General features: G+C 57.4%; 24 protein-coding genes. 15 read left to right on the plus strand and 9 right to left on the minus strand.

Features of this window, described 5'->3' with window-relative positions; translation table 11 throughout:
• The first annotated feature begins 83 nt into the window (after window positions 1–83).
• From BLR97_RS01400 to ybiO, 3 genes are all read left to right on the plus strand, one after another.
• A complete protein-coding gene (locus BLR97_RS01400; RefSeq protein WP_089701724.1) occupies window positions 84–908 on the plus strand; it encodes an IclR family transcriptional regulator domain-containing protein in 825 nt (274 codons plus the stop codon).
• The gene (locus tag BLR97_RS01405) at window positions 908–1,336 is read left to right on the plus strand and encodes a YqaA family protein (RefSeq protein ID WP_089701726.1); all 429 of its coding nucleotides are present in this window, start codon (window positions 908–910) and stop codon (window positions 1,334–1,336) included. The genes BLR97_RS01400 and BLR97_RS01405 overlap by 1 nt, the downstream gene beginning before the upstream one ends.
• 230 nt (window positions 1,337–1,566) lie before the next feature.
• On the plus strand, window positions 1,567–3,963 hold the full coding sequence (gene ybiO / locus BLR97_RS01410) for a mechanosensitive channel protein (RefSeq protein ID WP_089701728.1): 2,397 nt from the start codon (window positions 1,567–1,569) through the stop codon (window positions 3,961–3,963).
• Window positions 3,964–4,039: 76 nt separating this feature from the next.
• Here the strand turns inward: ybiO and BLR97_RS01415 are convergent, their stop codons facing one another.
• The gene (locus BLR97_RS01415; RefSeq protein WP_089701730.1) at window positions 4,040–4,786 is read right to left on the minus strand and encodes an SDR family oxidoreductase; all 747 of its coding nucleotides are present in this window, start codon (window positions 4,784–4,786) and stop codon (window positions 4,040–4,042) included.
• 160 nt (window positions 4,787–4,946) lie between these two features.
• Here BLR97_RS01415 and folK point away from each other — a divergent pair, with 160 nt between their 5' ends.
• Window positions 4,947–5,378 (plus strand): 2-amino-4-hydroxy-6-hydroxymethyldihydropteridine diphosphokinase, encoded by a 432-nt coding sequence (gene folK / locus BLR97_RS01420; RefSeq protein WP_089701732.1) that lies wholly within the window; start codon window positions 4,947–4,949, stop codon window positions 5,376–5,378.
• Window positions 5,379–5,526: 148 nt separating this feature from the next.
• Window positions 5,527–6,348, plus strand: a complete 822-nt coding sequence (locus BLR97_RS01425) for a flagellin N-terminal helical domain-containing protein (RefSeq protein WP_089701734.1) — start codon at window positions 5,527–5,529, stop codon at window positions 6,346–6,348.
• Between the two features lie 4 nt (window positions 6,349–6,352).
• Here BLR97_RS01425 and BLR97_RS01430 read toward each other — a convergent pair whose 3' ends face one another.
• Together BLR97_RS01430 and BLR97_RS01435 are read right to left on the minus strand one after the other, a co-directional pair.
• Complete coding sequence (locus BLR97_RS01430; protein ID WP_089701736.1) at window positions 6,353–7,912, minus strand: BCCT family transporter; 1,560 nt, start codon at window positions 7,910–7,912, stop codon at window positions 6,353–6,355.
• A gap of 209 nt (window positions 7,913–8,121) precedes the next feature.
• The gene (locus tag BLR97_RS01435; RefSeq protein WP_089701738.1) at window positions 8,122–8,874 is read right to left on the minus strand and encodes a DUF481 domain-containing protein; all 753 of its coding nucleotides are present in this window, start codon (window positions 8,872–8,874) and stop codon (window positions 8,122–8,124) included.
• A 122-nt stretch (window positions 8,875–8,996) separates the two neighbouring features.
• Here BLR97_RS01435 and BLR97_RS01440 point away from each other — a divergent pair, with 122 nt between their 5' ends.
• The 10 genes from BLR97_RS01440 to urtE all read left to right on the plus strand — a co-directional run bounded on the left by BLR97_RS01440 (window position 8,997) and on the right by urtE (window position 20,809).
• Complete coding sequence (locus tag BLR97_RS01440) at window positions 8,997–10,691, plus strand: ATP-binding protein (RefSeq protein WP_089701740.1); 1,695 nt, start codon at window positions 8,997–8,999, stop codon at window positions 10,689–10,691.
• Window positions 10,692–10,748: 57 nt separating this feature from the next.
• Window positions 10,749–11,480 (plus strand): response regulator, encoded by a 732-nt coding sequence (locus BLR97_RS01445; RefSeq protein ID WP_089701744.1) that lies wholly within the window; start codon window positions 10,749–10,751, stop codon window positions 11,478–11,480.
• A gap of 237 nt (window positions 11,481–11,717) precedes the next feature.
• Window positions 11,718–12,719 carry a Bug family tripartite tricarboxylate transporter substrate binding protein gene (locus BLR97_RS01450; protein ID WP_089701746.1) on the plus strand — a complete coding sequence of 334 codons (1,002 nt, stop codon included), beginning with the start codon at window positions 11,718–11,720 and terminating at the stop codon, window positions 12,717–12,719.
• The gene (locus BLR97_RS01455; protein ID WP_089701749.1) at window positions 12,719–13,171 is read left to right on the plus strand and encodes a tripartite tricarboxylate transporter TctB family protein; all 453 of its coding nucleotides are present in this window, start codon (window positions 12,719–12,721) and stop codon (window positions 13,169–13,171) included. Before BLR97_RS01450 ends, BLR97_RS01455 begins: the two co-directional genes overlap by 1 nt.
• Window positions 13,171–14,697 (plus strand): tripartite tricarboxylate transporter permease, encoded by a 1,527-nt coding sequence (locus BLR97_RS01460; protein ID WP_089701752.1) that lies wholly within the window; start codon window positions 13,171–13,173, stop codon window positions 14,695–14,697. Before BLR97_RS01455 ends, BLR97_RS01460 begins: the two co-directional genes overlap by 1 nt.
• A 355-nt stretch (window positions 14,698–15,052) precedes the next feature.
• Window positions 15,053–16,405, plus strand: coding sequence for an urea ABC transporter substrate-binding protein (urtA, locus tag BLR97_RS01465; RefSeq protein WP_089701754.1), 1,353 nt, complete (start codon window positions 15,053–15,055; stop codon window positions 16,403–16,405).
• Window positions 16,406–16,488: 83 nt separating this feature from the next.
• Complete coding sequence (gene urtB / locus BLR97_RS01470; RefSeq protein WP_089701756.1) at window positions 16,489–18,105, plus strand: urea ABC transporter permease subunit UrtB; 1,617 nt, start codon at window positions 16,489–16,491, stop codon at window positions 18,103–18,105.
• Window positions 18,106–18,108: 3 nt separating this feature from the next.
• The gene (gene urtC / locus BLR97_RS01475; protein ID WP_089701758.1) at window positions 18,109–19,263 is read left to right on the plus strand and encodes an urea ABC transporter permease subunit UrtC; all 1,155 of its coding nucleotides are present in this window, start codon (window positions 18,109–18,111) and stop codon (window positions 19,261–19,263) included.
• Window positions 19,260–20,096, plus strand: coding sequence for an urea ABC transporter ATP-binding protein UrtD (gene urtD, locus BLR97_RS01480; protein ID WP_089701760.1), 837 nt, complete (start codon window positions 19,260–19,262; stop codon window positions 20,094–20,096). The genes urtC and urtD overlap by 4 nt, the downstream gene beginning before the upstream one ends.
• Window positions 20,096–20,809 (plus strand): urea ABC transporter ATP-binding subunit UrtE, encoded by a 714-nt coding sequence (urtE, locus tag BLR97_RS01485; protein WP_089701762.1) that lies wholly within the window; start codon window positions 20,096–20,098, stop codon window positions 20,807–20,809. Before urtD ends, urtE begins: the two co-directional genes overlap by 1 nt.
• A 93-nt stretch (window positions 20,810–20,902) precedes the next feature.
• Here urtE and BLR97_RS01490 read toward each other — a convergent pair whose 3' ends face one another.
• The 6 genes from BLR97_RS01490 to parS form a co-directional block, all read right to left on the minus strand.
• Complete coding sequence (locus BLR97_RS01490) at window positions 20,903–21,823, minus strand: metal ABC transporter permease (RefSeq protein WP_089701764.1); 921 nt, start codon at window positions 21,821–21,823, stop codon at window positions 20,903–20,905.
• Window positions 21,820–22,926, minus strand: a complete 1,107-nt coding sequence (locus BLR97_RS01495) for a metal ABC transporter permease (RefSeq protein WP_089701766.1) — start codon at window positions 22,924–22,926, stop codon at window positions 21,820–21,822. The genes BLR97_RS01490 and BLR97_RS01495 overlap by 4 nt, the downstream gene beginning before the upstream one ends.
• 3 nt (window positions 22,927–22,929) lie before the next feature.
• Window positions 22,930–23,712: a metal ABC transporter ATP-binding protein gene (locus BLR97_RS01500; protein WP_089701768.1), complete on the minus strand. Its 783-nt coding sequence runs from the start codon at window positions 23,710–23,712 to the stop codon at window positions 22,930–22,932.
• Window positions 23,713–23,735: 23 nt separating this feature from the next.
• Window positions 23,736–24,704 carry a metal ABC transporter solute-binding protein, Zn/Mn family gene (locus BLR97_RS01505; RefSeq protein ID WP_089701770.1) on the minus strand — a complete coding sequence of 323 codons (969 nt, stop codon included), beginning with the start codon at window positions 24,702–24,704 and terminating at the stop codon, window positions 23,736–23,738.
• Window positions 24,705–24,946: 242 nt separating this feature from the next.
• Complete coding sequence (locus BLR97_RS01510; protein WP_089701772.1) at window positions 24,947–25,402, minus strand: RES family NAD+ phosphorylase; 456 nt, start codon at window positions 25,400–25,402, stop codon at window positions 24,947–24,949.
• The gene (parS, locus tag BLR97_RS01515) at window positions 25,399–25,848 is read right to left on the minus strand and encodes a type II RES/Xre toxin-antitoxin system antitoxin (protein WP_089701774.1); all 450 of its coding nucleotides are present in this window, start codon (window positions 25,846–25,848) and stop codon (window positions 25,399–25,401) included. The genes BLR97_RS01510 and parS overlap by 4 nt, the downstream gene beginning before the upstream one ends.
• Window positions 25,849–25,914 lie beyond the last annotated feature (66 nt).

Here is a 25,914-nt window from a genome sequence, read left to right on the forward strand (position 1 = left end):
TGCTGCCATTTACGCCTCCATAAGCGTCGTCTTGAAAAGCATTTTTGGGAGCGTCTTTAGGAGCGTCATGAGGAGAAAGTGCGGTGAGTGACGTAAAGCGCAGGGGTGTCGGTCGTCCAGCCAGTACGGCTAAAGCAGGCGGCGGACATAGCCAGTCGTTGGTGCGTGGTTTAAATCTGTTGGAATACTTAGCCAGTAGTCCCGAGGGCTTGGCGCTATCCTCGTTGGCTGAAATGGCCGATCTTGCACCTTCAACGACCCACCGTTTGCTGCAGGCGCTGCAAAGCCAAGGCTTTGTGAGCCAAGAGAACGAGCAAGGCCTGTGGCGTATCGACGTCAAAACCTTCCGCATCGGCAATAGCTTTCTTGAGGCCCGCGACGTGGTGGCCACCAGCCGTCCCTTCCTGCGTCGGCTAACGGCCGAGACAGGAGAAACCGCCAACCTGGGCATCCGCGACGCCGACACGGCGGTGTTTCTTGCTCAGCACGAGTCGCCGCAGATGATGCGCATGATTACTCGGCTCGGCTCGCGGGCCCCATTGCACGCCTCAGGTGTGGGCAAGGCCTTGTTGGCGTGGATGCCCGACGATGACCGCGCCCAGTTGTTAGCGCGGGGCGAACTGGCCCGGGTAACCGAGAACACCCTTTACCAGCCCGCTAGCCTGCTCAGTGAGATTCAGCGTATCCGCGATCAAGGCTTTGCCTGTGATCGTGAAGAACACGCCATTGGCTTGCACTGCGTGGCGGCCTGCGTCAACGACGAATACGGCAAGCCCCTGGCGGCCATTTCGGTCTCGGGCCCCGTAGCGCGCATCCCCGAACCGCGGCTTTTAGAGCTGGGCGCGCTGGTTCGTCGCGTGGCCGATGAAATTACCCTGCAACTGGGTGGGCAGCTTAGCTCGCCCTGATGTTCAGTCTTTTTTGGGTGGCGCTGCTTAGCGCCACGTTGTTGCCCGGCGGGTCGGAAATATGGCTAGCGCGGCAATGGTGCCTGGATCAACCGGCCTTGGCCTTATGGGGCGTCGCCACCGTCGGCAACACCTTGGGTAGCTTGGTTAATGTGGCGTTGGGCCGCTATGCACGGCGTTTTCAGGATCGTCGCTGGTTCCCGGCATCCGGCAAGCAACTGGCTCGTGCAGAGCGCTGGTATCACCGCGCTGGCGAAGCCAGTCTGCTGCTTTCCTGGCTGCCGGTTATCGGTGACCCGCTTACTGTGATGGCCGGGGTGCTGCGCTTGCCTTGGTGGCGCGCACTTGCGTGGATACTGGTGGCGAAGGGCGCGCGCTACGCGCTGATACTCAGCTTGGCGCAGTCCTGGCTAGGCCCTTATTGCTGAGGGCAGTGGTTTATCCGTGCTGTTTGGCGCTGGCCCGATGGCCGCGATAAGTTAATGGTTGTATAAAATTGTTATATAACAAACCGGCCTTGCCTTCCTTTTTACCTCGTCATGTTAGGCTAAGTACCTTATACAATGCTTGCATGTCGATACGCGTTGATTGCCGGTTGCATTAATACGTGCCGTTATTTGATCGACAAGACGACTCACCATAGAACGGAGATTACGGTGTGACGCCACTACGTTTATTACCCTGGCTCGGCGTTTGGCTGTTAACGCTGGTTGCGTTGTTTGCCGCGCCTGCGTTCGCGCAAAGCAGCGCTGAAACTGACGGGGCTCAAGCAGCTGAGCCGCAAACATATGAATCCCTGGCGAATTTGCTGGAAAATGAGCAGAGTCGCCAGGAACTCATCGATTTGCTACGCAGCCAAGCCTCGGAGGTTTCCGAGTCGGCTACGGCCAACTCAGAACTTTCCCAAGAGGCTGCGCAAGGCAGCGATATTACCCCTACAGACGTGTCGCTGCCTCGCCAACTGGCCGAATTAACGAGCCAGGTCGTCAATGACGTAGGTGGCCAGTTCGAGCAAGTTGCATCGTTGATGAGCGACTTGTTTACCGGTCGAGGTGAGAGCACCTTTGATATGCCGGCGTTCGTCACCGCAGCGATTAACTTGGGTATCGTGATTGCTGCCACGTTTGCGATGTTTATTGTGTTTCGCCGCGTGGCCAAGCCGCTGTTCACTAAAATAAGCGGTTGGTCACAGCATGGAGCGGGCATGACGCCCGTGCTGCGCTTGATTGTCTGTGTGGCCGTTGCAGCGGTGGTCGATGTGATTCTGGTGGCACTTGCCTACGTCGGCGGTAATCTTGTCGCAACCTTTGCGGTGGGCGAATCGGGTGATCTTTCCACCCGTGCCTCGCTGTTCCTGAATGCTTTCTTAATCATCGAACTGTTAAAAGCCGGCGTGCGGATGCTGTTTTCCTCGCGTTATGAGGGGCTGCGTCTATTGCCGCTGTCGGCCCCCGAAGCGTCGTATTGGAACCGCTGGCTAGCGCGTTTGGTCGGCTTGATCGGCTACGGTTTGATGGTGGTTGTGCCGCTGGTCAATTTCTACTTGTCGGCGGCGTTAGGTCAGGCGTTAGGTACCCTGATCATGCTGTTCGCATTTATTTATGCTGTGGCGGTGGTGCTGAAAAACCGCGTGCGGCTGCGCGACAATTTGTACACCATGGGCGCTCGCTCAACGTTGACCGCGAGCCGGGTATCGCTACAGCTATTCGCGCGCACTTGGCATCTTTTTGCGCTGTTCTACTTCTTAATGGTCTTTGTGCTAACGCTGGTTCGCCCGGGCGATGCGTTGCCGTTTGTGTTATTTGCCACGCTGAAAACCCTGGCGGCGGTGGTCGTGGGGCTATTGGTCTCGACGTTTATCACCCAAACCATTGGCCGTCGCATTCAGCTGTCACCTGAAATGCGTCGCAAATTGCCGATGCTGGAGAAGCGCCTGAACCGCTACGTGCCCAATGCGCTGCGTATCTTGCGCACGGTGATCGTGGTGGCGGTAATCATGGTGGTGCTGGATGCCTGGGGCGCCTTTGACTTGGCCGCCTGGTACGCCTCTGAAGCTGGGGCTGGCTTGGTAAGCAAGTTAATCGGCGTCGCTATCATCCTGATCGTGGCGATCGGCGCATGGCTGGGGCTGGCCAGCTTGATCGAGCACAAGCTCAATCCGGATACCGGGGTGGGCGAGCCTACCGCCCGGGCCAAAACCCTGCTTAGCCTGTTCCGCAACGCCTTGGCCATTGCCATGGTGACCATGACCGGCATGATTGTACTCTCGGAGATCGGCATCAATATCGGCCCGCTGATTGCCGGTGCCGGTGTACTTGGCCTGGCGATTGGTTTTGGCTCGCAAAAGTTGGTGCAGGATGTCATCACCGGCGTCTTCATCCAGGTGGAAAACGCCATGAATACCGGCGACGTTGTCACCGTGGGTGGCGTCACCGGTACCGCCGAAAAACTCAGTATTCGTTCGGTGGGCATTCGCGACCTAAGCGGCACCTACCATATCGTGCCGTTCTCGAGTGTCGATACGGTGTCCAACTACATGCGTGAGTTTGGTAATCACGTGGGCGAGTACGGTATCGCTTACCATGAAAGCATCGACGAAGCGATCGAGCAGCTCAAGGTCGCCTTTGAGGATCTCAAAGCGAGCGAAGAACACGGCCACAAGCTGCTGGAAGATCTTACCGTTGCAGGGGTGGTAGCGCTTGCGGATAGCTCGGTGAATATCCGCGTGGTGATCAAGACCACGCCGGGCGACCAGTGGGCCGTAGGCCGCGCCTACAACCGTTTCGTCAAGCTGCGCTTCGATGAAGCCGGTATCGAAATACCTTTCCCGCATACCACGCTCTACTTCGGCGAAAACAAGGAAGGCAGCGCGCCACCGGCCAACGTACGCGTTATCGAGTCTACCGCCGAGCAGAAAGCCGAGGACGCTGCGCCCAAGGGAGACGCGAGCGAGAAGCAACAGGACACGGCAAGCCACGAGGATGTGCAGCAAGCGTCGGATTCGGATCATCTCAAGCCCGATCAGGATGACGTTGACGCCCCTGAAGGTCGCTAAAAGCGGCATTATGAAAAACAAAGGGGCTGCCTTCGGGCAGCCCCTTTTGCATGGGGAGCACTCGCTTGGGCGTTGCTTAGCCGGGATAATTTTCTGAATGACGGCCCACAAGATTGATCGATTCGCCGCCGTCGACAAACAGGATTTGCCCAGCAACAAAATCGTTGCTGAGCAGATAATGTAAGGCCTGCACCAAGTGATCGGGTTTGCCTTGATGGTTGACGGGAATGCCGTCGATTCGCCAGTCAATGTAGTCGCTGGTGCGCTGAGACGCAGGCAGCACGACACCGGGGGCAATGCCGTTGACTCGGATGCGCGGGGCAAATTCCAACGCCGCCATGCGGGTCATTTCCGCCAGGCTCTTTTTGGACAACAAATAGGCCGCGTACGGGTATTGGTGATAGGCCACTTTGTTATCGATGATGTTGATGACTTGGCCCGTGTCGACTGCATTGGCAAAGTGCCGGGTTAACAGCAGAGGGGTAAACAGATTCACCCGGAACTGGGTTTCCAACATGGCGAGATCGGTTTCGGCAAGCGGCGCGGGTTCGTAGGCCGATGCGCTGTTGAGCAAAACGCTCACGTTGGGAAAGCGTTGGCTTACCTGCTCAATCAACTGACCAACATCGTCTTGCAGAAAGTCGCAGGCAAACAGCTCACACGCTCGACCCTGAGCGCGGATGCCCTCGGCGACCAGCTCTGCTTCATCGCGGGAGCGGTTAACGTGTAGCGCGATATCATAGCCCGCAGCGGCCAACGATTCCGCAAAATGACGCCCAAGCCGGGTGGCGCCGCCGGTAACCAATGCTGCCGGTGTGCTCATTGAACGATCCTCATCGTGATAGGGTGCTTGGATTGTATAGAATGACAACGACTGTCTGCGTGAGGGCAGCGTTTGTCAATAAATTGTACAGCACTTGCACAAAAGGATCGGGGCGCTAGGCTAGAGCGAACTCCGGCGCTTCGTTCAAGGATAGATAGCCATGCCTTTGCCACGTTTATATCCTCAACCGACTACCTCGCTGCACGAATGCGTGATTTCGCTGGGGTCAAACATTGACCCCGAGCGACACGCAGCCGAGGCGCTGAACATACTTAGCCGGGAATGCGAGCTGGTGAGTCGCTCCCGTGAGATCATCACCACACCAGTGGGTTACCAGGAGCAGCCGAATTTTCTCAATGCGGCGCTGCTGGTGCGTACGCGCCTAGACATGAGCGACTTTCGCGACTACCTAAAGGGCGTTGAAGATCGGCTGGGGCGGGTGCGAGGGCCGATTAAATCCGGACCGCGTACCATGGATCTCGACATAGTCGCCTGGGACGGTGAACTGGTCGACGAAGGGTATCTCCAGCAAGATTACGTCCGCGTGCCGGTGGATGAACTACTTGCAGCGACCGGACGGGATTCCTCCTAACCGCCTGCCTGCCTGCCGTTTCACGGGATCCTCAGCGCTGTTCTCAACTTAAAACTTGATTATTTTGGGTTTTGGCCGATAAGTAATTATCTGCCCAGCGGGCTATTTCAAACGCCTCCGCTTGAAGGCAGCCCTATGAGGAATCCCCGTGATCAGCCTTGCGACCAACCTGACGTCGTTACTGGTGATAAACAATCTGCGCGAAAGCCAGCAGTCGATGCAAACGGCTATGCAGCGGTTGTCGTCCGGCCTGCGTATTAATAGCGCCAAAGATGATCCGGCAGGGCAGGCGATTGCCAATCGAATGGGCGCGCAGATTCGTGGTATGAACCAGGCGATCCGCAACACCAATGATGGCATCTCCATGGTGCAAACGGCGGAAGGCTCGCTCGACCAAATTAACGACAACCTGCAGCGCATCCGTGAGCTGAGTGTCCAAGCGGCTAACGGCACCAATTCCTCTAATGACCTTGTCTCTATTCAAGCCGAGATTGATCAGCGGTTAGAAGAAATTGACCGCGTTGCAGTGCAGAGTAACTTCAACGGCATTGGGCTAATCAACAGCGATAAATCGCTCAATATTCAGGTGGGCGCTAATGCTGGCGACAGCATTGCGGTGCGTTTTGACGCCATGAATTTACAGGCATTGGGTCTTGAGGGCTTGAGCGTATTGGACGATGGCACTGGGTCGGTAAAACCCATCGATATTATGGATGAGGCGATTAAGCGGTTGGATCGCCAGCGCAGCTATTTAGGCGCGGTGCAGAATCGCTTCGAAAGCGTTATTGATGGCCTCAATAACAACATTATTAACACCTCCGCCGCCCAGTCGCGTATTCAGGACGCCGATTACGCGAAGGAAGTTTCCAACCTTGTTCGCGCGCAAATCCTCCAGCAGGCAGGCATCGCGATGTTGGCCCAGGCCAATCAGCAGCCACAGCTGATTCTGCGGCTGCTGGAAGGACGCTAAGTGACTACTTGATAATGCCCTGATCCCGGGCCATGGCATACGCTGCCTTAGGCCCGTTCCAAAGCGTGGGCAGCAGGATCAACGAGACCGGAATAGCGGTAATCACGATAAACTGCTGTAGGGCGCTTATTTGGCCGGCGCCCATGTTCAGTAGGACGGCTGCCATCAGCGCCATGGCGATACCCCAGAACGCGCGAACGTACGGGCTGGGGTCATCGTGACCGGCACCTACCACGGCAATCGCGTAGCTCATCGAGTCACCGGTGGTGGCCACGAAAATGGTGGTTAACAATAAAATCGCAAAGGCCATCCAGATCCCGCCGGGCAGCGCCTGGGCCACGGTTAATGTCGCGACGTCAAACTGAAAGTTATTGAGCGCTTCGGTCAGTTCAATGGCACCGGTCAACTGGTAATAAATCCCCGAGCCACCCAGCAGAGTAAACCAAACCGAGGTGGCGATTGGCGCCAGCACGGCAACGGCGACAATCATCTGGCGAATGGTGCGGCCGCGTGAAATGCGCGCCACAAAAATCGCCATCAACGGCGCGTAGCCGATAAACCAGGCAAAGAAGAACACCGTCCACCACTGCATCCACCAATCGGGCGCGGTGTCCGCCGTGGTGGTGGCCATGGTGAAGAACTCGCTCACGTAGGTGCCCATACCGGCCATATAGCTGTTGGCGAGAAACAGGGTCGGGCCGAAAATAAAGATCACCGCGCCAATCGTTAGAGCGAGTAAGACGTTAAACCGACTGAGTAATTGAATGCCTTTGTGGATGCCGCTCATGGACGACAGCACATAGATGCTGCCCAGCGCCGCGAGAATGATCAACTGGCCGGTATAGCCCTCCGGCAAGCCAAACAGTTCGTGCAAACCAAAGCTGACCTGGGTCGCGAGAAAGCCGATCGGGCCCACTGTGCCGGCCACCAGGGCAATAACGCAGCACGCATCAATCACGCTGCCTAACGGCCCACGCAGAAGGCGCTCGCCGAGCACTGGGTAGAGCAGTGTGCGGGGCTGAAGCGGTTGGCCTTTCACGTAGTGGGCATGGGCCAGCACAATCGCCGACAAAGAACCTAGCACTGCCCAGGCTAAAAAGCCCCAGTGATTAAACGACTGGGCCAGTGCATTGGCGACGGCCTCGGGGGTGCCCGCTTCGCTGTCGAATGCGGGTGGTGTGACCACGAAATGATAGACCGGCTCGCCGGCGGCAAAAAACACCCCGCCACCGGCCAGTAAGGTGCACAAAATAATCGACAGCCATTTGAAGGTGCTCATCTCGGGCGCGTCGAGGTTGCCGATTTTGGCATTGGCGGCGGGCGTAAAGGCCAAGCCAGTGGCGATGAAGAAAGTTGCGAGCAATAGCAGTTGAAAGTAAGTGCCGAACACCCGCGCCGTCCAGGCGAAGCCGGTGCTGATGCTGTTGGCCACGAGGTCAACGTCGTAAAACGATAGACCAATAAAGGCCACAATAAAGCCGATGCTGAGCAACAGTACGATAGGGTCGCCGAGGGCGCGCGCGCCGCTTTGGCGCGGTACCGCGTCTTGAGTTGATTGTGTCATGAGGATCCGTTTGGGGTTGGGCTAAGGTCTACCAAAAATAGCAGCCCGCCACGTTGCAAAGTGAGCGCAAAAAAAAGCGCCATTCTTGGAATGGCGCTAGGACAGGAAACTGGGTCTATTGTAACGTTTTCATAGACCAACGTCTAATCAGGGCATTAGCTATTGGATGATGAGCGCAGGCTCACCGTGGGCAAGGGCGTTAAGCGGCGCTACCAGTGGTACAGCACAGAGGCGCTAGTGGTGGTGTCGCTGTTTTTTTCAGCGTCTTGGGGCGGCTCGGAGTTGTGTTTGAGCTCATGGGAGAGACGCAGTGACAGCTTGGCGTTGAGCGGCGCAGTTAATGCCGTCAGCGAGCGGGAAGTCACGTTTTGGCGGGTATATTCCAGCGACACCTCCTGACGAATATCGGCATAGTCGGAAAACGACCAGTGATAATCAAACGCCGTGTAGGCGACCCCTAGCTGTTCGTCGCCATGTTCGCGCAGTCGGTCATCGCGGTAACCAGGCCCCGCTTCTAGCGATAGCGTGTGGCGGTCATTGTCCAATAGCTGCCGGCCGTAGCCACCAATCGCGGTGAGCTGTTGATCGTAGCCGGCAAAGCGATCCTTCTCCCAGCGCGCAAAGCCAAACAAATAGTGGGGACCGCTAAAGTCGTACCTTTCGCGGCCTGCGATGAGGTATTGTTCGGTGCTGGTATCGCCCTCTTTACTCACGTGGCGCACGTCACTACGCAGTGAGTGGGTGACGTTGCCGGTTAGCCACTGCAACCGCGCTTTGCTAATTAGCGTTTCACTGTTGGTATTGCCGGTTAGTCGGTTATAGCCGAATTCTATGTCGCCGCTGAACATAGGTGTGTCCTCGGCAGGCGGCGGCGGGGCGTAAAAGGGGCTGGCGACGGCAGGCGCGGCCCATAGGGCACCGATAACGATGGCGCCCCTGACTGGCCATTCTTTCGCTAGCATACCGTTCTCCATGATTGGATTGCGCAAGTCCGAGTGGCGGCCAAGCACTCTCAAGCGGCGAAGTTTAACGCCCTCTGCGTCTGCGTGCCATAATGGGCTCGTTACCGCTTGTGAGTACCGCTATGCCCACCCCTCGCCCCAAAACGTTAGCCGAACTGCAGCGCTGGCGCCGCCTCCGAACACGGCGGCGCTGGTACAAGCGCAGTTTTCGCCTTCAGGTCATGGTGCTGGTGGGGCTGCTGCTGGCGGGCATGCTACTGGCCCAGGGTACTTACCTGAATTACCGTAAAGCTGAAATTATCAGCATGCAAATGGGCGAGCGGGCCTTGGCAGTGGCCAAGACCGTGGCTTCAATGCCCGAGCTCATTGACGCCTTTGACGACGATAATCCCGCCAGCGTCATTCAGCCGCTTGCCGAGCGCGTGCGCCGTGAAACCGGCGCGCGTTACGTGGTGGTGGGCAATACGTTGGGCGTGCGCTATTCCCATCCAGTCGCAGAGCGCATTGGACTCACCATGGTGGGTGGGGATAACGCGCGGGCGCTTCAAGACGGTGAATCGTATGTGTCCGAGGCGACCGGTACCTTGGGCTCCGCGATGCGTGGCAAAACGCCGGTGCGCGATGAGGCAGGCAACATCATCGGCATTGTCTCAGTCGGGTTTATGCTGGATCGCGTCGCGATGGATATCGCGCGTTATAACAGCCTGGGTTGGACGTTAGTCGCGTTGATGATCGTGCTGGGATTTGCCGGCGCCTACTGGCTGTCGCAGCACCTCAAAAAGGTCATTTTAGGCCTGGAACCCTATGAAATTGCCCGGCTGGCCATGGAGAAGGAGGCCATCCTACAATCGATTCACGAGGGTATTCTGGCGGTTAACCGTGAAGGCCATATTACCTTGGTCAATCAGCAAGCGCGGCGCTTCCTTAATTTGGACGATGAACACGTGCTGCTGGGCCAGCCCATCCGCGAGGTCGTGCCTAATTCACGGTTACTGGAGGTGCTCCGCCGGGGCGAGCAGGAGTTCGATCAGGCAATGTGGTTAGGCGATCATCCGGTGGTAGTGAACCGAGTGCCGATTTTGCACGAGGGCGAGATTGAGGGGGCGGTGGCCACCTTCCGCAGCCGTCGGGAGATTGTCGATCTTTCTCATGCGCTGACCCAGGCCAGCCGCGATGTGGATATGCTGCGAGCCCAGGCGCACGAGTTTTCCAATAAGCTGTATACCATTTCAGGTTTACTACAGCTCAAGCGCGTCGATGAAGCGTTGGCGCTGATTCACCAAGAAACCGAGCGCGCTCAGGCGCAGATGAGCTTTTTGATGCGCAGCGTGGCCGATACGGTGCTCAGCGGCACGCTTATGGGCAAACTGACCCGTGCCCGCGAGCTGGGGGTGACGCTGGAAATCGACGAGCAAAGTTCGCTCTCCTGCCAGCTAACACCGACGGGCCAAGAGGTTATGATGAGCGTGGTGGGCAACCTGCTGGATAACGCCTGCTACGCCGCTTTGCACGGGCAGAACGACCCGCCGCGCGTGCGGTTGTTTTTCACCGATTTAGGCGAGCAGTTGCTCATTGAGGTCGAAGATAACGGGCCCGGTGTGGCCCCTGAGCATGTTGAGTCGATTTTCAGCGAAGGCTTCTCAACTAAAGCCGGCCAGCATCAGGGTATTGGCCTGGCGCTGGTGGCGCGGCTATGTCGACAGCATGGCGGCACCGTCACGTTGGAAGACAGTGAGTTGGGGGGAGCCTGCTTTATTGCCGTGTTGAACCGTTCGCTGTGCGCCAACGTAGACGCGTCATCGCCCGTGGTAAACTAACGCTCCGCTGATTCACTAACATTAACAATGACGATTGTCGCGGTAAAAGGGAGCGCTATGTCGGCGAACGAGTACGGTATTTTGGTAGTGGAAGACGATTTTCGCATTGCCGATATCCACCGCGCTTTTATTGAGCAGAGCGAGGGATTTAATGTGGTCGCGGTTGCCCGCAACGGTGCAGAAGCGCGCGAGCAAATGGCGCTCCATGCATCCCACATTCAGTTGGTATTGCTGGATGCTTACCTGCCCGATGTAGAAGGGCTGGAACTGCTCTGGGCGCTGCGTCGCGATTACGTTCAGGTGGATATTGTCATGGTAACGGCCGCCCGCGAAGTGGACACCATCAGCGAGGCGCTGCGTGGGGGCGTGTTCGACTACCTTATCAAACCCATCGAAGCCAGTCGTATGCAGCAAATGCTGGCGCGTTTTCGCCGTGAGCGGGCAGCGCTGGCGTGCCGTAATGAAATGAATCAGGCCGAGCTTGACCAAGTGTTGGCCCGCTCGCAGCCAGCGGAAACCACGACGGCCAGCGGGCGCAGCCTGCCGAAAGGCATTGACCGTCTGACATTACGTTCGGTGGCAGAAGCGCTCAAGCAATCCCACCAGCCGCTGGCCGCCACTCAGGTGGCGCGGGCTATGGGGGCAAGCCGTTCCACGGCGCGGCGCTATTTAGAATATTTGGTATCGGTGCAAGTGGTCGACGCGGAATTGGGCTACGGTGATATAGGTAGGCCCGAACGACGTTATCGTTTGCGGACGGATACCAACGGCTGGCTGGAAGGCCTTTGAGGCGCTTTAAAACCCCGATAAAACCCTTGAAACAGTGCTCGAAAAGCCCTTGAGAACGCCGCCGTGAACACAATGAACAAAATGCCCAAAATGCTCTTTTTGTGCTTTATGTTCACAAGCTTGTCGCTAGGGTCTGCCTTCTTCTAACGTTCGCAGCGTGAAGCACGATGCATCACCACAATACGCATCATCACAACACGCATCACTACAAAAACAGATTGAAACGTGGAGAACGCTATGACTCTCAAGCCTTCCTTGAAGTACGTAACCCTGCTGGCCCTTCCGCTAGCTGCCGCTGCCACCTTTTCCAGCACCGCCGCTGCTTTCGAACCCGAAGGTAAGGTTGAGTGTATTGCGCCGTCCGACCCAGGCGGCGGTTGGGACTTTACCTGCCGCAGCGTGGGTAACGTCATGCAGGAGCTCGATTTAGTACCCGGTAATGTGCAGACCATCAATATGGCCGGTGCCGGCGGTGGTGTGGCGTATGCGCATACCGTGAGCAAGCGCGCCGGTGACGACCATCTGCTGGTGGCAGCGTCCACCGCTACCACCACGCGCCTGGCTCAAGGGCAGTTCCCGGGGTTGACCGCTGATCAGGTCAACTGGGTCGGTGCGTTGGGCGCGGATTACGGCATTATCGCCGTGGCCGATGACTCCGAGATCGAAGACCTCAACGATCTGATGGATTCGCTCAAAGAAGACCCGCGCAGCGTTAAGTTTGCCGGCGGTAGTGCCAAAGGCGGTTGGGATCATCTGAAAGTGTTGATTGCCGCTCAGGCAGCTGACGTCGAGAATCTTCCGCGCATTGCGTACCTGTCGTACAACAATGGCGGCGAAGCACTGACTCAGGTGATCGGTGGGCACGTTGATGCCTTCACCGGCGATATCACCGAAGCGCAAGGGTTTATGGAATCCGGCGACCTGCGCGTCCTGGCCGTGCTCTCCGAGGAGCGTCTGCCCGGCGATCTGTCTGACATCCCCACCGCCCGTGAGCAGGGCATCGACGCACTGGGCCCCAACTGGCGCGGTTTTTACATGCCGGCGGATATCTCCGAAGAGGCTGAGACGTATTGGACCGATGCCATGGACACCATCTACCAGAGCGAAGAATGGAAGAATGTCATGAAACAGAACGGCTTGATGCCTTTCCACATGACCGCCGGTGAGTTCGAAGACTTCGTTCACAACCAGATCGATGACATCGAGCAGCTTTCTAAAGATATTGGATTGATTCAGTAATGACTTTCAACGACCGCATCTTTGGGGTCTTGATGATCGTCCTGGCCGTCGCGTACGGCTGGGGCGCCACTCAGTTCCCGGAGCCGTTTGGTGGGGCCGAGGCCGTCGGCCCCGACACTTTTCCCAAGTTGTTGGCCGTGGTACTGATCATTTCCAGCCTGTATATGATCGTTCGGCCTGATCCTGACCATGCCTGGCCCTGGAGCCGTACGGGTATCGAGCTGATTATCGCTGTCGTGGTGTTGATTCTCTACGCCATGCTGCTTCAGCCGCTGGGTTTTATTATCAGCACCACGCTTGCCGTGGGAACGCTTTGCTGGCGCATGGGCTCGCGCCCGGCCAACGCCTATATCACCGGGGCCGTCTCCGGGGTGGTGGTGTACTTCCTGTTTAGCTTTGCGCTGGATCTCGCCTTGCCGCTGGGTCTGCTGTCATTCCTGGAGGTGAACTGATGGAAACTCTAGGTTACCTGATGGATGGTTTCGGCGTTGCGCTGCAGCCCCATAACCTGATGTTTGCCCTATTGGGGGCTTTTCTCGGCACCTTGATCGGCGCCTTGCCTGGGTTAGGCCCGGCCAACGGCGTGGCTATTTTGATCCCGTTGGCGTTCAGCCTGGGGCTCGCCCCGGAAACCGCCCTGATCATGCTGACCTCGGTGTATGCCGGTGCCATGTACGGCGGGCGTATTTCGTCGATATTGCTCAATATTCCCGGCGATGAACCGGCCATGATGACCTGTCTCGACGGCTACCCAATGGCCCAGAAGGGCAAGGCGGCCGAAGCGCTGGCTATCTCTGCCATCGCTTCCTTCATCGGTAGTCTGGTGGCCACCGTGGGCTTGATTTTGCTGGCACCGCTGCTGGCTAAATTCGCCCTGACGTTCGGCCCGGCGGAATATTTCGCGCTCTTCTTGCTAGCGTTTGCCACCTTGGGCGGCATCACCGGCAAGAACCCCATCAAAACGGTGGTCGCCGCCTGTATCGGCCTGATGATCGCCACGGTTGGGATCGACAATACCGGGGTGCAGCGCTACACCTTTGGCGTGCTTGAGCTCTTTGAAGGCGTAGACTTCATTATCGCTATCGTCGGTCTGTTTGCCATTTCCGAGCTGATGTTCTTCATCGAGGAGCGAGCCGGTGGCGGCAAGGAGAAGATGAAGGTCAACAAGCTCACGCTTACCTGGCGGGAAATCCGCGAGATTCTGCCCTCGAGCCTGCGTGGCGGGGTGCTGGGTTTCATCGCGGGTGTCTTGCCGGGCGCTGGCGCGTCGCTGGGTAGCTTTATCGGCTACACCCTGGAGAAGAAGGTCGTCGGCAAGAAGGGCTATTTCGGCAAGGGTGACCCACGCGGTGTGGCCGGCCCCGAGGCGGGCAACAACGGCGCCTCCAGCGGTGCGCTGGTGCCCATGCTGACCCTGGGCGTGCCGGGTAGCGGTACCACAGCGGTGCTGTTGGCGCTGTTGATCTCGCTCAACATCACCCCGGGGCCGTTGATGTTTACCCAGAACGCCGACATCGTTTGGGGCGTCATTGCGGCGCTGTTGATCGGTAACTTCTTGTTGCTGATCCTCAACATCCCGCTGGTGGGCATCTTCGTCAAGCTGCTTTCCGTGCCACCGATGTTCCTGTTGCCGATCGTCACCATGATCGCCTTCGTGGGTATCTACTCAATCAGTAACACCACCTTCGACCTCTACTTCATGGTGGCTTTCGGGGTGGGCGGTTACATACTGCGCAAGCTGGAGATTCCGCTGGTGCCGGTGATTCTTGGCCTGTTGTTAGGGCCCGAGATGGAGAAAAACCTGCGCCATGCCATGGATATCTCCGATGGAGACTGGATGATTCTGTGGGACAGCGGCTTGGCCATTGGCCTGTGGGTCTTCGCGGGGCTAGGCTTGATCTTGCCGTATATCATCGGCCCCCTGCTGCGCCGTCGGATGCAAAATCCGATTGAAGAAGGCACACCAGGAAGCGATTGATATATAACGCGTTCAATCCTGAAAAACGGGGCGTCGACGAAAGTCGGCGCCCTGTTTTTTTGTATGAGTAATGTGCCTGAAAGCGCCACTGCGCGTTGGTGGTGCGCTCAACGGCGTGGATGCATGGTGAGGGTGCAGTCGCAGGATGGATTTGCGCCTTTTTAGTGCATTTGGATGATTTTAGGCTTTTTAGAATTATTTTAAGTAACTGATTGTGCGTTCTTAAGTTGGTTATGTGTCAATTTGGCGCAGCCTTTGCAAATACTCCTTGCTAGTGGACGTGTACCAGCGCTTAGCGCTTGGCATACGAGGCCAATAAACGAGCCCCCAGCATAAGGGGTGCAAGGAGATTCAAGTGACCACTTTCCTACGCAAGACACACCCAAACACCGCTCGACTTTTCACCAGCGCCTTACTTAGCGCCGCCGGGATGGGGGCCAGCGCTCAAGCCATCGCCCAGGAAGAGGATCCGATCAAGGTCGGTATCCTGCACTCCCTCTCCGGCACCATGGCGATCAGTGAGACCGTCCTCAAAGATACCGTCGAGATGCTCATCGAACAGCAGAACGAAGCCGGTGGTTTGCTGGGTCGCGAGCTAGAGGCCGTCGTGGTAGACCCTGCTTCCGACTGGCCGCTGTTTGCCGAGCGCGCTCGTGAACTGCTCGACCAAGAGGAAGTCGACGTGATTTTCGGTAACTGGACCTCGGTTTCGCGTAAATCCGTGCTGCCGGTTGTAGAGGAGCTAAACGGCTTGCTGTTCTACCCGGTGCAGTATGAAGGCGAAGAGTCCTCGGAAAACGTCTTCTATACCGGCGCGGCACCTAACCAGCAAGCCATTCCTGCGGTTGAGTATCTGATCAATCAAGTGGGTATCGAGCGCTTCGCCCTGGTGGGTACCGATTACGTTTACCCGCGCACCACCAATCGCATCCTCGAAGCCTTCCTCAAAGATGAGCATGGCATTGCCGACGAGGACATCATGGTCAACTATACGCCGTTCGGTCACTCGGATTGGCAGAACATCGTGGCCGAAATACGTCGCTTCGGCGAAGAGGGCAAACCCACCGCGGTGATCTCAACGGTGAACGGCGACGCCAACGTGCCGTTTTATACCGAGCTTTCCAACCAGGGCATCGACGCGGCCGATATTCCGGTTATTGCTTTCTCGGTGGGCGAACAAGAGCTTACTGGTATCGATACCGGCCCGCTGGTTGGCCACCTGGCCGCCTGGAACTACTTCATGAGCGTTGATACGGACGCCAACTACGACTTTATCGACGCCTGGATTGAGTACACCGGCGACGATATGGCGGTCACCAACGATCCCATGGAAGCGCACTACATTGGCTTCAATATGTGGGCCGAAGCGGTGCGCAAAGCGGGCACTACCGACGTCGATACGGTCAAAGACGCGATTATCGGCGTGACGGTACCCAACCTTTCCGGCGGCTATGCGGCGATGATGCCCAATCACCACATCACCAAGCCGGTGCTAATTGGCGAGATTCAGGACAACGGCCAATTCGATATCGTCTGGCAAACGCCGTCTACCGTGGCGGGCGATGCCTGGTCGGACTACCTGCCGGGTTCGCGTGACCTGATTGCCGATTGGCGCAAGCCCATGGAGTGCGGCAACTTTAACGTCGTTAACGGCTCGTGCGGTGGCAGCACCGCAGCAGAAGAAGCCGAAGCGGCACTTGCAGAATAACACTACTACCTTGCTGCGCCGTTAAGCGCGGTGCGGCAAGGAGCACGCTATCTTCCCTTTTCTGATCACCAAAGGAAGAACCCATGAGGCGTTTCCTTTCCCTAACGCTGATGTGCCTCCTGCTGCTAGGTATTACTGTCACCGCGCAGGCACAAACAGACAACGAGAACAGCACCAATGATGATGCGGCCGCGCTCGAATTGCTAGAAGCGCTGGACGTTGAGTCTTACGCCGCCAAAGGCGAAGCGATCACCGCTATTTTGCAAAGTGACGACGAGCGCGCCCGTGATTGGCTTCAGGCTCTGCTTGATGGTCGCTTACAGCGCACCGACGACGGTCGCTTTGTGCTGGTGCTCGAGAACCGTGGCCGCGACTGGCCGGTGGCCGATGTACTGACCGGCGAGGCGCTGGGTGAGATGTCTCGCCGCGAGCTGGATCGTATCGGCATCAATAACAACCTGCGCAATCAGCTGCGTAGCGCCATTGCGGTGGTGGATCTCTACTCGCCCAGCGTTGAGCGTCGACTCACCTCGGCAGAGCGCCTACTAGGCGAAGTCGATGCTGATTTAGTACCGACCCTGAATGACTTGATCGAGCAGGAAGAGGACGACCAGGTGCGCTATCGCCTGACCCAGGCCGTGGCGATTTATCGCGCTGAAGAAGGCGAAATGGCCGGCGTTGAAGCCCTGGATGGTAGCCTGCACCCGCGCTCACGGGTGGCGTTAAGCCGAGCAGCCAATAGCGACGACCCGGTGGTTGCCAACGCGGCGGCGGCGTCCCTTGCGGGCATCGAGCAGCAGCTCAAAATCAACCGCGGCCTGGAAACGCTGTATTTTGGTTTAAGCCTGGGCTCGGTGCTGGTGCTCGCAGCGATTGGTCTGGCAATCACCTTTGGTGTCATGGGCGTGATCAATATGGCTCACGGCGAGCTGATTATGCTGGGTGCCTATACCACTTGGGCGATGCAGCAACTGTTGCCCGGCCAGCCGGGTTTAGCGCTGGTTCTGTCGATTCCTGCCGGCTTTATGGTGTCGGCGCTGGCGGGGATTGCTATCGAGCGCGGCGTGATCCAGTTCCTCAAAGGCCGCCCGCTTGAAACCCTGCTGGCGACCTTTGGCGTTAGTCTGATTCTGCAACAGCTGGTGCGTACGGTGATTTCACCGCAAAACCGTACCGTGATCACCCCGGAATGGATGAGTGGTTCGCTGGTGGTCAACGACGCGCTGTCGCTCACGCTCAACCGGATGTTCGTGCTGGGTTTTGCGCTGGTGGTGTTTGCGGGCCTGATGCTGATTATGCGCCGTACCCGACTAGGGCTTGAGGTGCGCGCCGTGACCCAAAATCGCGCCATGGCGCGTTCAATGGGCATTCGCGCTACCCGCGTGGATATTATGACTTTTGCGCTGGGCTCCGGCGTGGCCGGTCTTGCCGGTGTCGCGCTATCCCAGCTCACCAACGTCGGGCCCAACCTGGGCCAGAACTACATCATCGATTCTTTCATGGTGGTGGTGTTCGGCGGCGTGGGTAATCTATGGGGCACGCTGGTCGCCGGCCTCTCGCTTGGGGTCATCAACCAGGTGCTGGAACCCTGGGCAGGCGCGGTGCTGGCCAAAATCATTGTGCTGGTATTTATCATCCTGTTCATTCAGAAACGCCCGCGTGGACTCTTCCCGCAGAAGGGCCGGGCTGCGGAGGGCTAAGCGATGTCATTAACGACGCAATCATCAGCCAATTTTTGGCTAACACGCCCGTTTAGCGAACGTTCTACCCAGATCTTTTTAGTCGTGCTGCTAGCCACGCTGGCGTTGGTCACGCTGCTACACGTAGCGGTACCGGCGGGTAATCCGCTGCATATCGGGGCCTATACGGTCAATCTGTTCGGTAAGTACCTAAGCTACGCGCTGCTGGCTGTCGCGGTGGATTTGGTGTGGGGCTATCTGGGCATTTTAAGCCTGGGACACGGCGCCTTTTTCGCCATTGGCGGCTACGCCATGGGCATGTATTTGATGCGCCAAATTGGTGATCGGGGCACCTATGGCGATCCAGTGCTACCCGATTTTATGGTCTTTCTCAGTTGGGACAGCCTTCCGTGGTTCTGGCACGGCTTTGATATGGCCTGGTTTGCCTTTGCCATGGTGCTACTGGCGCCGGGGCTGCTGGCGCTGGTGTTTGGTTTTCTGGCCTTCCGTTCGCGAGTCACCGGGGTGTATCTGTCGATTATTACCCAGGCGCTGACCTTTGCGCTGATGTTGGCCTTTTTCCGCAATGAGATGGGCTTTGGCGGTAATAATGGTCTCACCGACTTCCGCGAGATACTTGGCTTTGATTTACGCACCGACGCCACTCGCTTGGGGCTTTTCCTGGCCACCGGGATTGCCCTGGCGCTGGGGTTTATTCTCTGCCGCGCGATTGTGACCAGCAAGCTTGGCCGGGTGAGCGTGGCCACCCGGGACGCAGAAGCACGCACGCGCTTTCTTGGCTACCGGGTCGAGCGCTTCCAGCTATTTGTGTTTGTGGTTTCGGCCATGCTGGCGGGCTTGGCGGGAGCGCTCTACGTGCCCCAGGTGGGGATTATCAACCCCAGCGAGTTCTCGCCGATTTTCTCCATTGAGATTGTGCTCTGGGTCGCCCTGGGCGGTCGCGCGACGCTGTATGGCGCGGTCATTGGTGCCATTTTGGTCAATTACGCCAAAACTATCTTTACCGGTGTAATGCCCGACGCCTGGCTGTTCGCCCTGGGCGGGCTGTTCGTCTTTGTCACGGTGTTCCTGCCCAAGGGAGTCGCCGGGCTGCTGGAACATCTCAAGCGTCGCCGACACGATCCAACACCGACGCCGGATAAGGAGGCAACGGCATGAGTTTTTTCCAATCGCTCACCGAACGCGACCGTGTATTCGACTTTATGACGCCCCAGGCATCCAAGGTGGACGTTCGCCACGGCCCTATTCTTTACATGGAAGATGTCACCGTGAGCTTCGATGGCTTTAAAGCCATCAATAATCTCAACCTGACCATCGATGACGGCGAGCTACGCTGCATTATCGGCCCTAACGGGGCGGGTAAAACCACTATGATGGATATCATCACCGGCAAAACCCGTCCCAACAGCGGCAGCGTGTGGTTTGGTAGCCGCCATAACCTGCTGAATATGAACGAGCCCGATATTGCCAGCTTAGGTATTGGCCGCAAGTTTCAAAAGCCTACGGTATTTGAAGCGCTGTCGGTGTTTGAAAACCTGGAACTGGCCATGGCGGCGGACAAGCGGATCTTACCTACGCTCACCGCGCGTATGACCGGCGAGATCAAAGACCGCATCGACGAAGTGCTGGAAACCATCGGCCTGACAACGCTTCGCCATCAGCCTGCAGGGATTCTCTCTCACGGTCAGAAACAGTGGCTGGAAATCGGCATGTTGCTAATGCAGCGCCCACGCCTATTGCTAGTAGATGAGCCGGTGGCGGGCATGACAGAGCAGGAGATGGAGCGCACCGCCGAGCTGCTCACCGGGCTGGCCGGTAAGCAGTCGGTGGTCGTGGTGGAACACGATATGGGCTTTGTACGTTCGATTGCCCGCCAAGTGACGGTGTTGCACCAGGGGAGCGTTCTGTCCGAGGGCACGATGGATCAAGTCTCCAGCGACCCCAAAGTGGTTGAGGTGTATTTGGGTGCTGACGACGAGGAGGCCGCCTGATGCTTGCGATTGAAAAGCTCAACCAGTTCTACGGTGAAAGTCACACCCTCTGGGATTTGGATCTTGAGGTGCCTGCGGGCCAATGCACCTGTGTGATGGGGCGTAATGGCGTGGGTAAAACCACGCTACTAAAAGCGGTGATGGGCGAAGTGGCGGTGAAAAGCGGTGCACTGCGCTACACAAGTACTGATTCAAGCGGCGAGATCGAGCTAACCCAAAAAGCCGTGGAAGCGCGATCCCGACTGGGGATAGGTTATGTGCCCCAGGGGCGGCAGATATTTCCGCTGCTAACCGTGGAGGAAAATCTACGCACCGGCCTGGCTGCTCGCCGAGACGGTGTGAGAAAAATCCCCGAGCGGGTCTATGAGTTATTCCCGGTGCTTGAAGAGATGAAAAACCGTCGCGGTGGCGATCTCTCCGGCGGGCAACAGCAGCAGCTGGCCATTGGCCGTGCGCTGGTGATCGAACCCAAACTGCTGATTTTGGACGAGCCAGGTGAGGGTATTCAGCCCAATATCGTCGCTCAAATCGGCCAAGTGATCCGTCAGTTGATCAACGAGGATGGCCTTACGGTGCTACTGGTAGAGCAGAAGCTGCCCTTTGCCCGTAAATACGCCGATCGCTTTGTGATCATGGATCGCGGTCGCCCGGTGGCCAAAGGTGAGATCAGCGAGCTCTCCAATGAGCTGATCAAGCAGCATCTGACGGTTTAAGTTATCCACACCCGGTTACCGCCTGCCCGGCCAAGCGGTTGCCGAAAGGCGGTCGTTTTTTTGTGTACGAGCGGTAATTCCAAAAGCTGGGTTTCAAACGCTGGGCGGCGGCTCCACCGGCGCCTGGCGTGCCCGTTGGCGTTTGACCAGTTGGGTAATCACGCCGTAGCGTGGCCCTGCCAGAAAGGCGAGCATCAGGAATACGCCGGTCATGACGGCCATCATGCCGCCAATGGAGACATTGAGAAACACGGCGAGGTAGTAGCCGGAAATACTCGAGGCGATAGAAATTAGCGCACCGATGATAAACATCATCCACAGCCGGTCGGTCAGCAAATAGGCGGCGGAGGCGGGAACAATGGCAAAGGCGATAAACAGCACCGCGCCTACCGCATCAAAGGCCGCCACGGCAGTGGAACTAGTTAGCATCAGCAGCACATAGAAAAGAATCGAGGGCATAAAGCCGAACGTTTTGGCCAGCGCCGGATCGAAGGTGGCCAGCTTCAGCTCCTTATAAAAGAGTCCGATAAACGCGTAGTTGAGCACCGTCATCACGCTCATCGATACCAGCGCCTGGGGGATGGGCAGGCCGAAGATGTCGAGTGTATCCAGCCAGACAAAACCGATCTCACCGAGCAGCACAGTATGCGTGTCGATATGCACATCATTGGCATAAATATTCAACAGCAGCACGCCGATAGAGAACAGCGCCGGGAAAACCAGGCCGATAGCGGTATCCTGCTTGACCCGTTTGGTGCTCGCTAAGGCTTCGGTGAGCAGGACGGTTAACAGCCCGGTGAGGGCGGCCCCAATCAGTTGTACCGGCCCGCTCTGTTGCTTGGTCAGCAGCCAGACGATGACGATGCCAAACACAATCGAATGGCTGATTGCGTCGGATAACATGCTGTTGCCGCGCAGCACTAAAAAGGTACCCACCGCCGAGGAGGCGATGCCTACCATCGCGCCCACTAGCATAATGGGCAGGGCAGTTGTGGTCAGTAGCTCGGCCATCATGATGCTAATTCCTCAAAGGCCGCGACCACTCTTCTAGCCTCCGCCTGGCCCTGTGCCGTTAGCCCCCAGCCGTCGTCGCCTGGGGTGGTGCCGCGCGGAGAGCGGGATAGGTAGCCTTGCTGCTTAAGCTTGTTGAGCATCCTGCGTGAACCGAGTGTTGAGGGGGCGCATGAGGGATCAGCCGAGTGTTTATATAGCGCATAAAGTAGCTGCTGTTTCTGCAGCGCTGACTTCTGGCGATAGTGCTTTATCACACCCCACAGCAGGCCACGGCCGGGCGCCAATGCCAACGATATAAGCACAATGACGGTTGCGGTAAGGACAATCAGCGGGCCGGTTGCCAGGCCGCGCGATAGGGTGCTGATGGTCGCCCCTGACACGCCACTGACAATGCCGACGCCTGCGGCAATGGTGAGCATGCCGCCCAGGTGGCGGCTCCACTGTCGCGCGGCGGCCGCGGGTGCCACGATCATGGCGGCCATCAAAATCACACCGACCATCTGCAGGCCGACGACGACCGCTAGCGCCACCATAGCGGTGAGCGATGCTTCAATCACTGTGATAGGCATGCCGAGCGTGCGGGCGTACTCCGCATCAAAGGTGACCAGCTTGGCCTGTTTCCAGAAGACGGCAAGCAGTACCAGCGTGACCAGCGTAATGCTGCCCATCACCCATAAGTCGGAGCGCAGCGTCGCGGCGGCCTGGCCGAAAAGAAAGGCCTCAAGACCGCCCTGGGAGGCGTTATTGGTACTCTGGATATAGGTGAGCAGAACGATACCCACGGCAAAAAAGATACTCAGGCAGGCGCCCAGGGCTGCGTCAGTTTTCAGGCGGCTTAAGCGCGTCAGCACCAGCATAATCAGCGCGGCGGCGGAGCCGGTGATCAGTGAACCCATAATAATCCCGCCAATATCCCGGCTGCCGGTGATGATAAAGCTTAAACAGATGCCGGGAAGGGCTGCGTGGGAAATCGCGTCTCCCAGCAGGCTTTGGCGACGCAGCACCGCAAAACAGCCCAGCGGGCCGCTGATCAGCCCCAGCAGCGAGGCGCCAATGACTACATTCTGAAAGGTGTAGTCAGATAAAAGCTCAAGCCACACCATGGGTTACTTCACCTTTGAGGCGGAAAACATTAACGATTCATTATCATTAAGTAGCGCGATTTGGCCGCCGTAAGCCTGGCGCAGGTGATCGATCTTGAACACCTCCTCGGCCTTGCCGCTGGCGATGACTCGCACGTTGAGTAGCAGTAGCCAGTCAAAGTAGGTGCGCACCGTTTGCAGATCGTGGTGTACCACGATCAGCGTCTTACCAGCGTCGCGCAGGCGGCGCAGGATATCGATAATGGCCCGCTCGGTGGTGGCATCGACGCCAGCCATGGGTTCATCAAGAAAATACACATCGGCTTGCTGCACCAGCGCACGGGCCAAAAATACGCGCTGCTGCTGACCACCTGAGAGCTGGCTAATCTGGCGCTCAGCCAAGGCACTCATACCGACCATCTCAAGGGCTTCCTGCGCCTCGTGGCGCTCTTTTTGCCCCGGTCTTTTGAGCCAACCTAAACGCCCGTAAAGCCCCATGGTGACCACATCCAGCGCAGTGGTGGGAAAATCCCAGTCAACGCTTGAGCGCTGGGGCACGTAGCCCACCCGTTTACGCTGCGTGGCGTAGGGTCGTCCATGCACCATCACCTCGCCTGACAACGACGGCACCAGCCCAAGCAGGCTTTTGATCAACGTGCTCTTGCCCGCCCCGTTAGGGCCGACAATGCCCGCCATGACACCGGCGGGGATATCCAGATCGATATCCCATAGCACGGGCTGGTTATGGTAGCTCACCGTCAGGTTTTTAATGCTCAGTGCGGTGTCTGTAGGGTTGAATATCGCCATGGATGCACTGCCTTATCGAATGCTTATTGAGCGAGTTGCCACTCGCTGGCCCAGTCATCCAGTGCCTTTGGCAGCGGGGCCAGCGAACCGCCTAGCGCCTCGACAATGTGCTGGGTGTTACGGTAGATCATGCCCATATAGGTACCATCTACCGTGCCTTCATCGCCCATGGCGTCGGAATAAAGCTGGCCGCCGATGGTCACATCATGGCCTTGCTGCCTTGCGGCATCGATCACTGCCTGAATGGTGCGCGGGTTGATCGTGCTCTCGATAAATACCGCGGGTACGTTATGTGCAACAACGCTATCCGCCATGCTGCGAATATCGGCGATCCCGGTTTCGGTTTCGGTACTGATGCCCTGAATCCCTTCCACTTCAATGTTATAGGCGCGGCCATAGTAGCTGAAAGCGTCGTGGGCGGTGACGAGAATACGCTGCTCTTCGGGGATGCTGGCAATGCTCTCTTTAACCCACTCATGCAAGGCTAGCAACTGAGCCTGATAACGCTCGGTATTGATTTCAATCGTCGTGGCGCACTCAGGGCGTGCTTCGTTAAATGCATCGCTCAGGGTGGGCAGTGTTTGGGCCCATAAAGAGACATCCATCCACAGGTGAGGGTCTACTCCGTAGACATCCTGAGCGGTGATCAACGACGCCGGATCAATGGAAGCGGGCGCCACAGCAAGCGTGGGTGTTCGTGCCGAGAAATTCTCCAGCACACTCCCCAGTTGTCCTTCCAATGAGTAGCCTGAATAGAGAATGTGTTCGGCGCCCCGCAGCAAGGCCACGTCGCTAGCGCTTGCCTGATAGAGATGGGGGTCTACGCCGGGGCCCATCATGGCTTCCACATTAACGCATTCGCCGCCTACTTCCTGCGCTACATCGGCAATCATCCCAATCGTTGCCACCACGTTTAAGGGCGTTTCATCGGCAGTTGCCAATGCACTAAAAGGCAGCGTTCCCAATAGAATCACGGCATATTTTGTTGCCATTATTTAGCTCCAGACTCGTCATGAGGTAGATGGGTTGGAATTGCTTTGTGTAAACTGATTGTCTTGCGGAAAGAAGTATAGCCTTGGCTAAGTTTGTGGCGCTATTCATGAAATGTCAAGCGGATAAAAGACGCTGAGGTGGGCTGAAAAGGGTATCTGAGTATTGCGGGAATAAACGTAAGACGGGCTACTAACGCGCCTTTGGAATCTGCTAAGAACGGTTTAAGTTATCCACACCCGGTTCAAAGTCTTGGATCGGGTTGAAATGGCAGTGCCTCGACTGTCGCGACGATTTGATCGAGTAAGGGGTGTGCCGGGTTGAGCATGTAGTTGAGCTCTCTCGGCACCACCACGCTCGGCACTGCCAGTGCCAGACTTTGGCCTGAGGCCAGCCAGCCATCGCCCAGTTCAGCGGTCTCTGCGGGCGCTGGTGCTTCCTGCCAGTTTTCTTCTGCGCCAACGCTTAGAATGCTGTCGGCTGGCAGCGTTAGGCGCATCAGCGCATACGCATTGAGCAGCCGATAGCTTTCCAGATTAACCATAATTTCCAGTAGTGCCAGCGACTCGGAGCTTGCCACATACACACAGGCATTCCCTGGGCTGTTCCAGCGCCCACCGTAAAGCCGTGCGCCCTCACCATCAAACGCAATGTCCTCAAATTTGCGTTTAACCAGCCGATAGGCGGTGACCTCGCTCATGCCGAGACCCCGTGCTCCAGCCGTCCGATCAGGTTCAACACCGTTTGATACTCTGCCGAAGTGGCACTCATTTCGATAGGCCGACGACCACCTAACCCCATGTTAGGTTTGAGCAGCCAGGCGCGGGCGCCCTCGGTGTCGCCCTCGAACAGATCCAGTGCCGCCTTGAAAAGCTCGGCGAAGCGATACAGTCGATCGCTTTCCACCATCTTGAAGCGGCCTGATTTGGCGCGTCGGCTCAGCGTGGCAGAGGGAATATCCACGTAGCGCGCCAGTGCCTTCTGCTCGATACCGGACACCTTGGCAAGCCTTGGATAGACCTGGTACTCAACGCCTTGATGCAGCAGCTCATGCAGCTTGCGGCCTCGGGCAGGCAAGCCGATCTGCTGCCAGAACCCGGATGCCAGGGCTTTTGGGGGCTGATATTGAGTGAAGGGGATATCCATGGCGATTCCCTCATTTGATAATTACGAGATGTATCAAATGGTATGCAGGGCGCACTGTCACTCGTC

The organism is Vreelandella arcis (assembly GCF_900103865.1).
GTDB classification, from domain to species: domain Bacteria; phylum Pseudomonadota; class Gammaproteobacteria; order Pseudomonadales; family Halomonadaceae; genus Vreelandella; species Vreelandella arcis.

What these genes read in the sequence shown, in the direction of transcription:
- BLR97_RS01405 (WP_089701726.1), top strand. Translation starts at nt 908, where the DNA reads ATGTTCAGTCTTTTTTGGGTGGCGCTGCTTAGCGCCACGTTGTTGCCC.
- BLR97_RS01415 (WP_089701730.1), bottom strand. Translation starts at nt 4,786, where the DNA reads ATGAGCACACCGGCAGCATTGGTTACCGGCGGCGCCACCCGGCTTGGG.
- folK (WP_089701732.1), top strand. Translation starts at nt 4,947, where the DNA reads ATGCCTTTGCCACGTTTATATCCTCAACCGACTACCTCGCTGCACGAA.
- BLR97_RS01430 (WP_089701736.1), bottom strand. Translation starts at nt 7,912, where the DNA reads ATGACACAATCAACTCAAGACGCGGTACCGCGCCAAAGCGGCGCGCGC.
- BLR97_RS01435 (WP_089701738.1), bottom strand. Translation starts at nt 8,874, where the DNA reads ATGCTAGCGAAAGAATGGCCAGTCAGGGGCGCCATCGTTATCGGTGCC.
- BLR97_RS01440 (WP_089701740.1), top strand. Translation starts at nt 8,997, where the DNA reads ATGCCCACCCCTCGCCCCAAAACGTTAGCCGAACTGCAGCGCTGGCGC.
- BLR97_RS01445 (WP_089701744.1), top strand. Translation starts at nt 10,749, where the DNA reads ATGTCGGCGAACGAGTACGGTATTTTGGTAGTGGAAGACGATTTTCGC.
- BLR97_RS01450 (WP_089701746.1), top strand. Translation starts at nt 11,718, where the DNA reads ATGACTCTCAAGCCTTCCTTGAAGTACGTAACCCTGCTGGCCCTTCCG.
- BLR97_RS01455 (WP_089701749.1), top strand. Translation starts at nt 12,719, where the DNA reads ATGACTTTCAACGACCGCATCTTTGGGGTCTTGATGATCGTCCTGGCC.
- BLR97_RS01460 (WP_089701752.1), top strand. Translation starts at nt 13,171, where the DNA reads ATGGAAACTCTAGGTTACCTGATGGATGGTTTCGGCGTTGCGCTGCAG.
- urtB (WP_089701756.1), top strand. Translation starts at nt 16,489, where the DNA reads ATGAGGCGTTTCCTTTCCCTAACGCTGATGTGCCTCCTGCTGCTAGGT.
- urtC (WP_089701758.1), top strand. Translation starts at nt 18,109, where the DNA reads ATGTCATTAACGACGCAATCATCAGCCAATTTTTGGCTAACACGCCCG.
- urtD (WP_089701760.1), top strand. Translation starts at nt 19,260, where the DNA reads ATGAGTTTTTTCCAATCGCTCACCGAACGCGACCGTGTATTCGACTTT.
- urtE (WP_089701762.1), top strand. Translation starts at nt 20,096, where the DNA reads ATGCTTGCGATTGAAAAGCTCAACCAGTTCTACGGTGAAAGTCACACC.
- BLR97_RS01490 (WP_089701764.1), bottom strand. Translation starts at nt 21,823, where the DNA reads ATGATGGCCGAGCTACTGACCACAACTGCCCTGCCCATTATGCTAGTG.
- BLR97_RS01495 (WP_089701766.1), bottom strand. Translation starts at nt 22,926, where the DNA reads ATGGTGTGGCTTGAGCTTTTATCTGACTACACCTTTCAGAATGTAGTC.
- BLR97_RS01500 (WP_089701768.1), bottom strand. Translation starts at nt 23,712, where the DNA reads ATGGCGATATTCAACCCTACAGACACCGCACTGAGCATTAAAAACCTG.
- BLR97_RS01505 (WP_089701770.1), bottom strand. Translation starts at nt 24,704, where the DNA reads ATGGCAACAAAATATGCCGTGATTCTATTGGGAACGCTGCCTTTTAGT.
- BLR97_RS01510 (WP_089701772.1), bottom strand. Translation starts at nt 25,402, where the DNA reads ATGAGCGAGGTCACCGCCTATCGGCTGGTTAAACGCAAATTTGAGGAC.
- parS (WP_089701774.1), bottom strand. Translation starts at nt 25,848, where the DNA reads ATGGATATCCCCTTCACTCAATATCAGCCCCCAAAAGCCCTGGCATCC.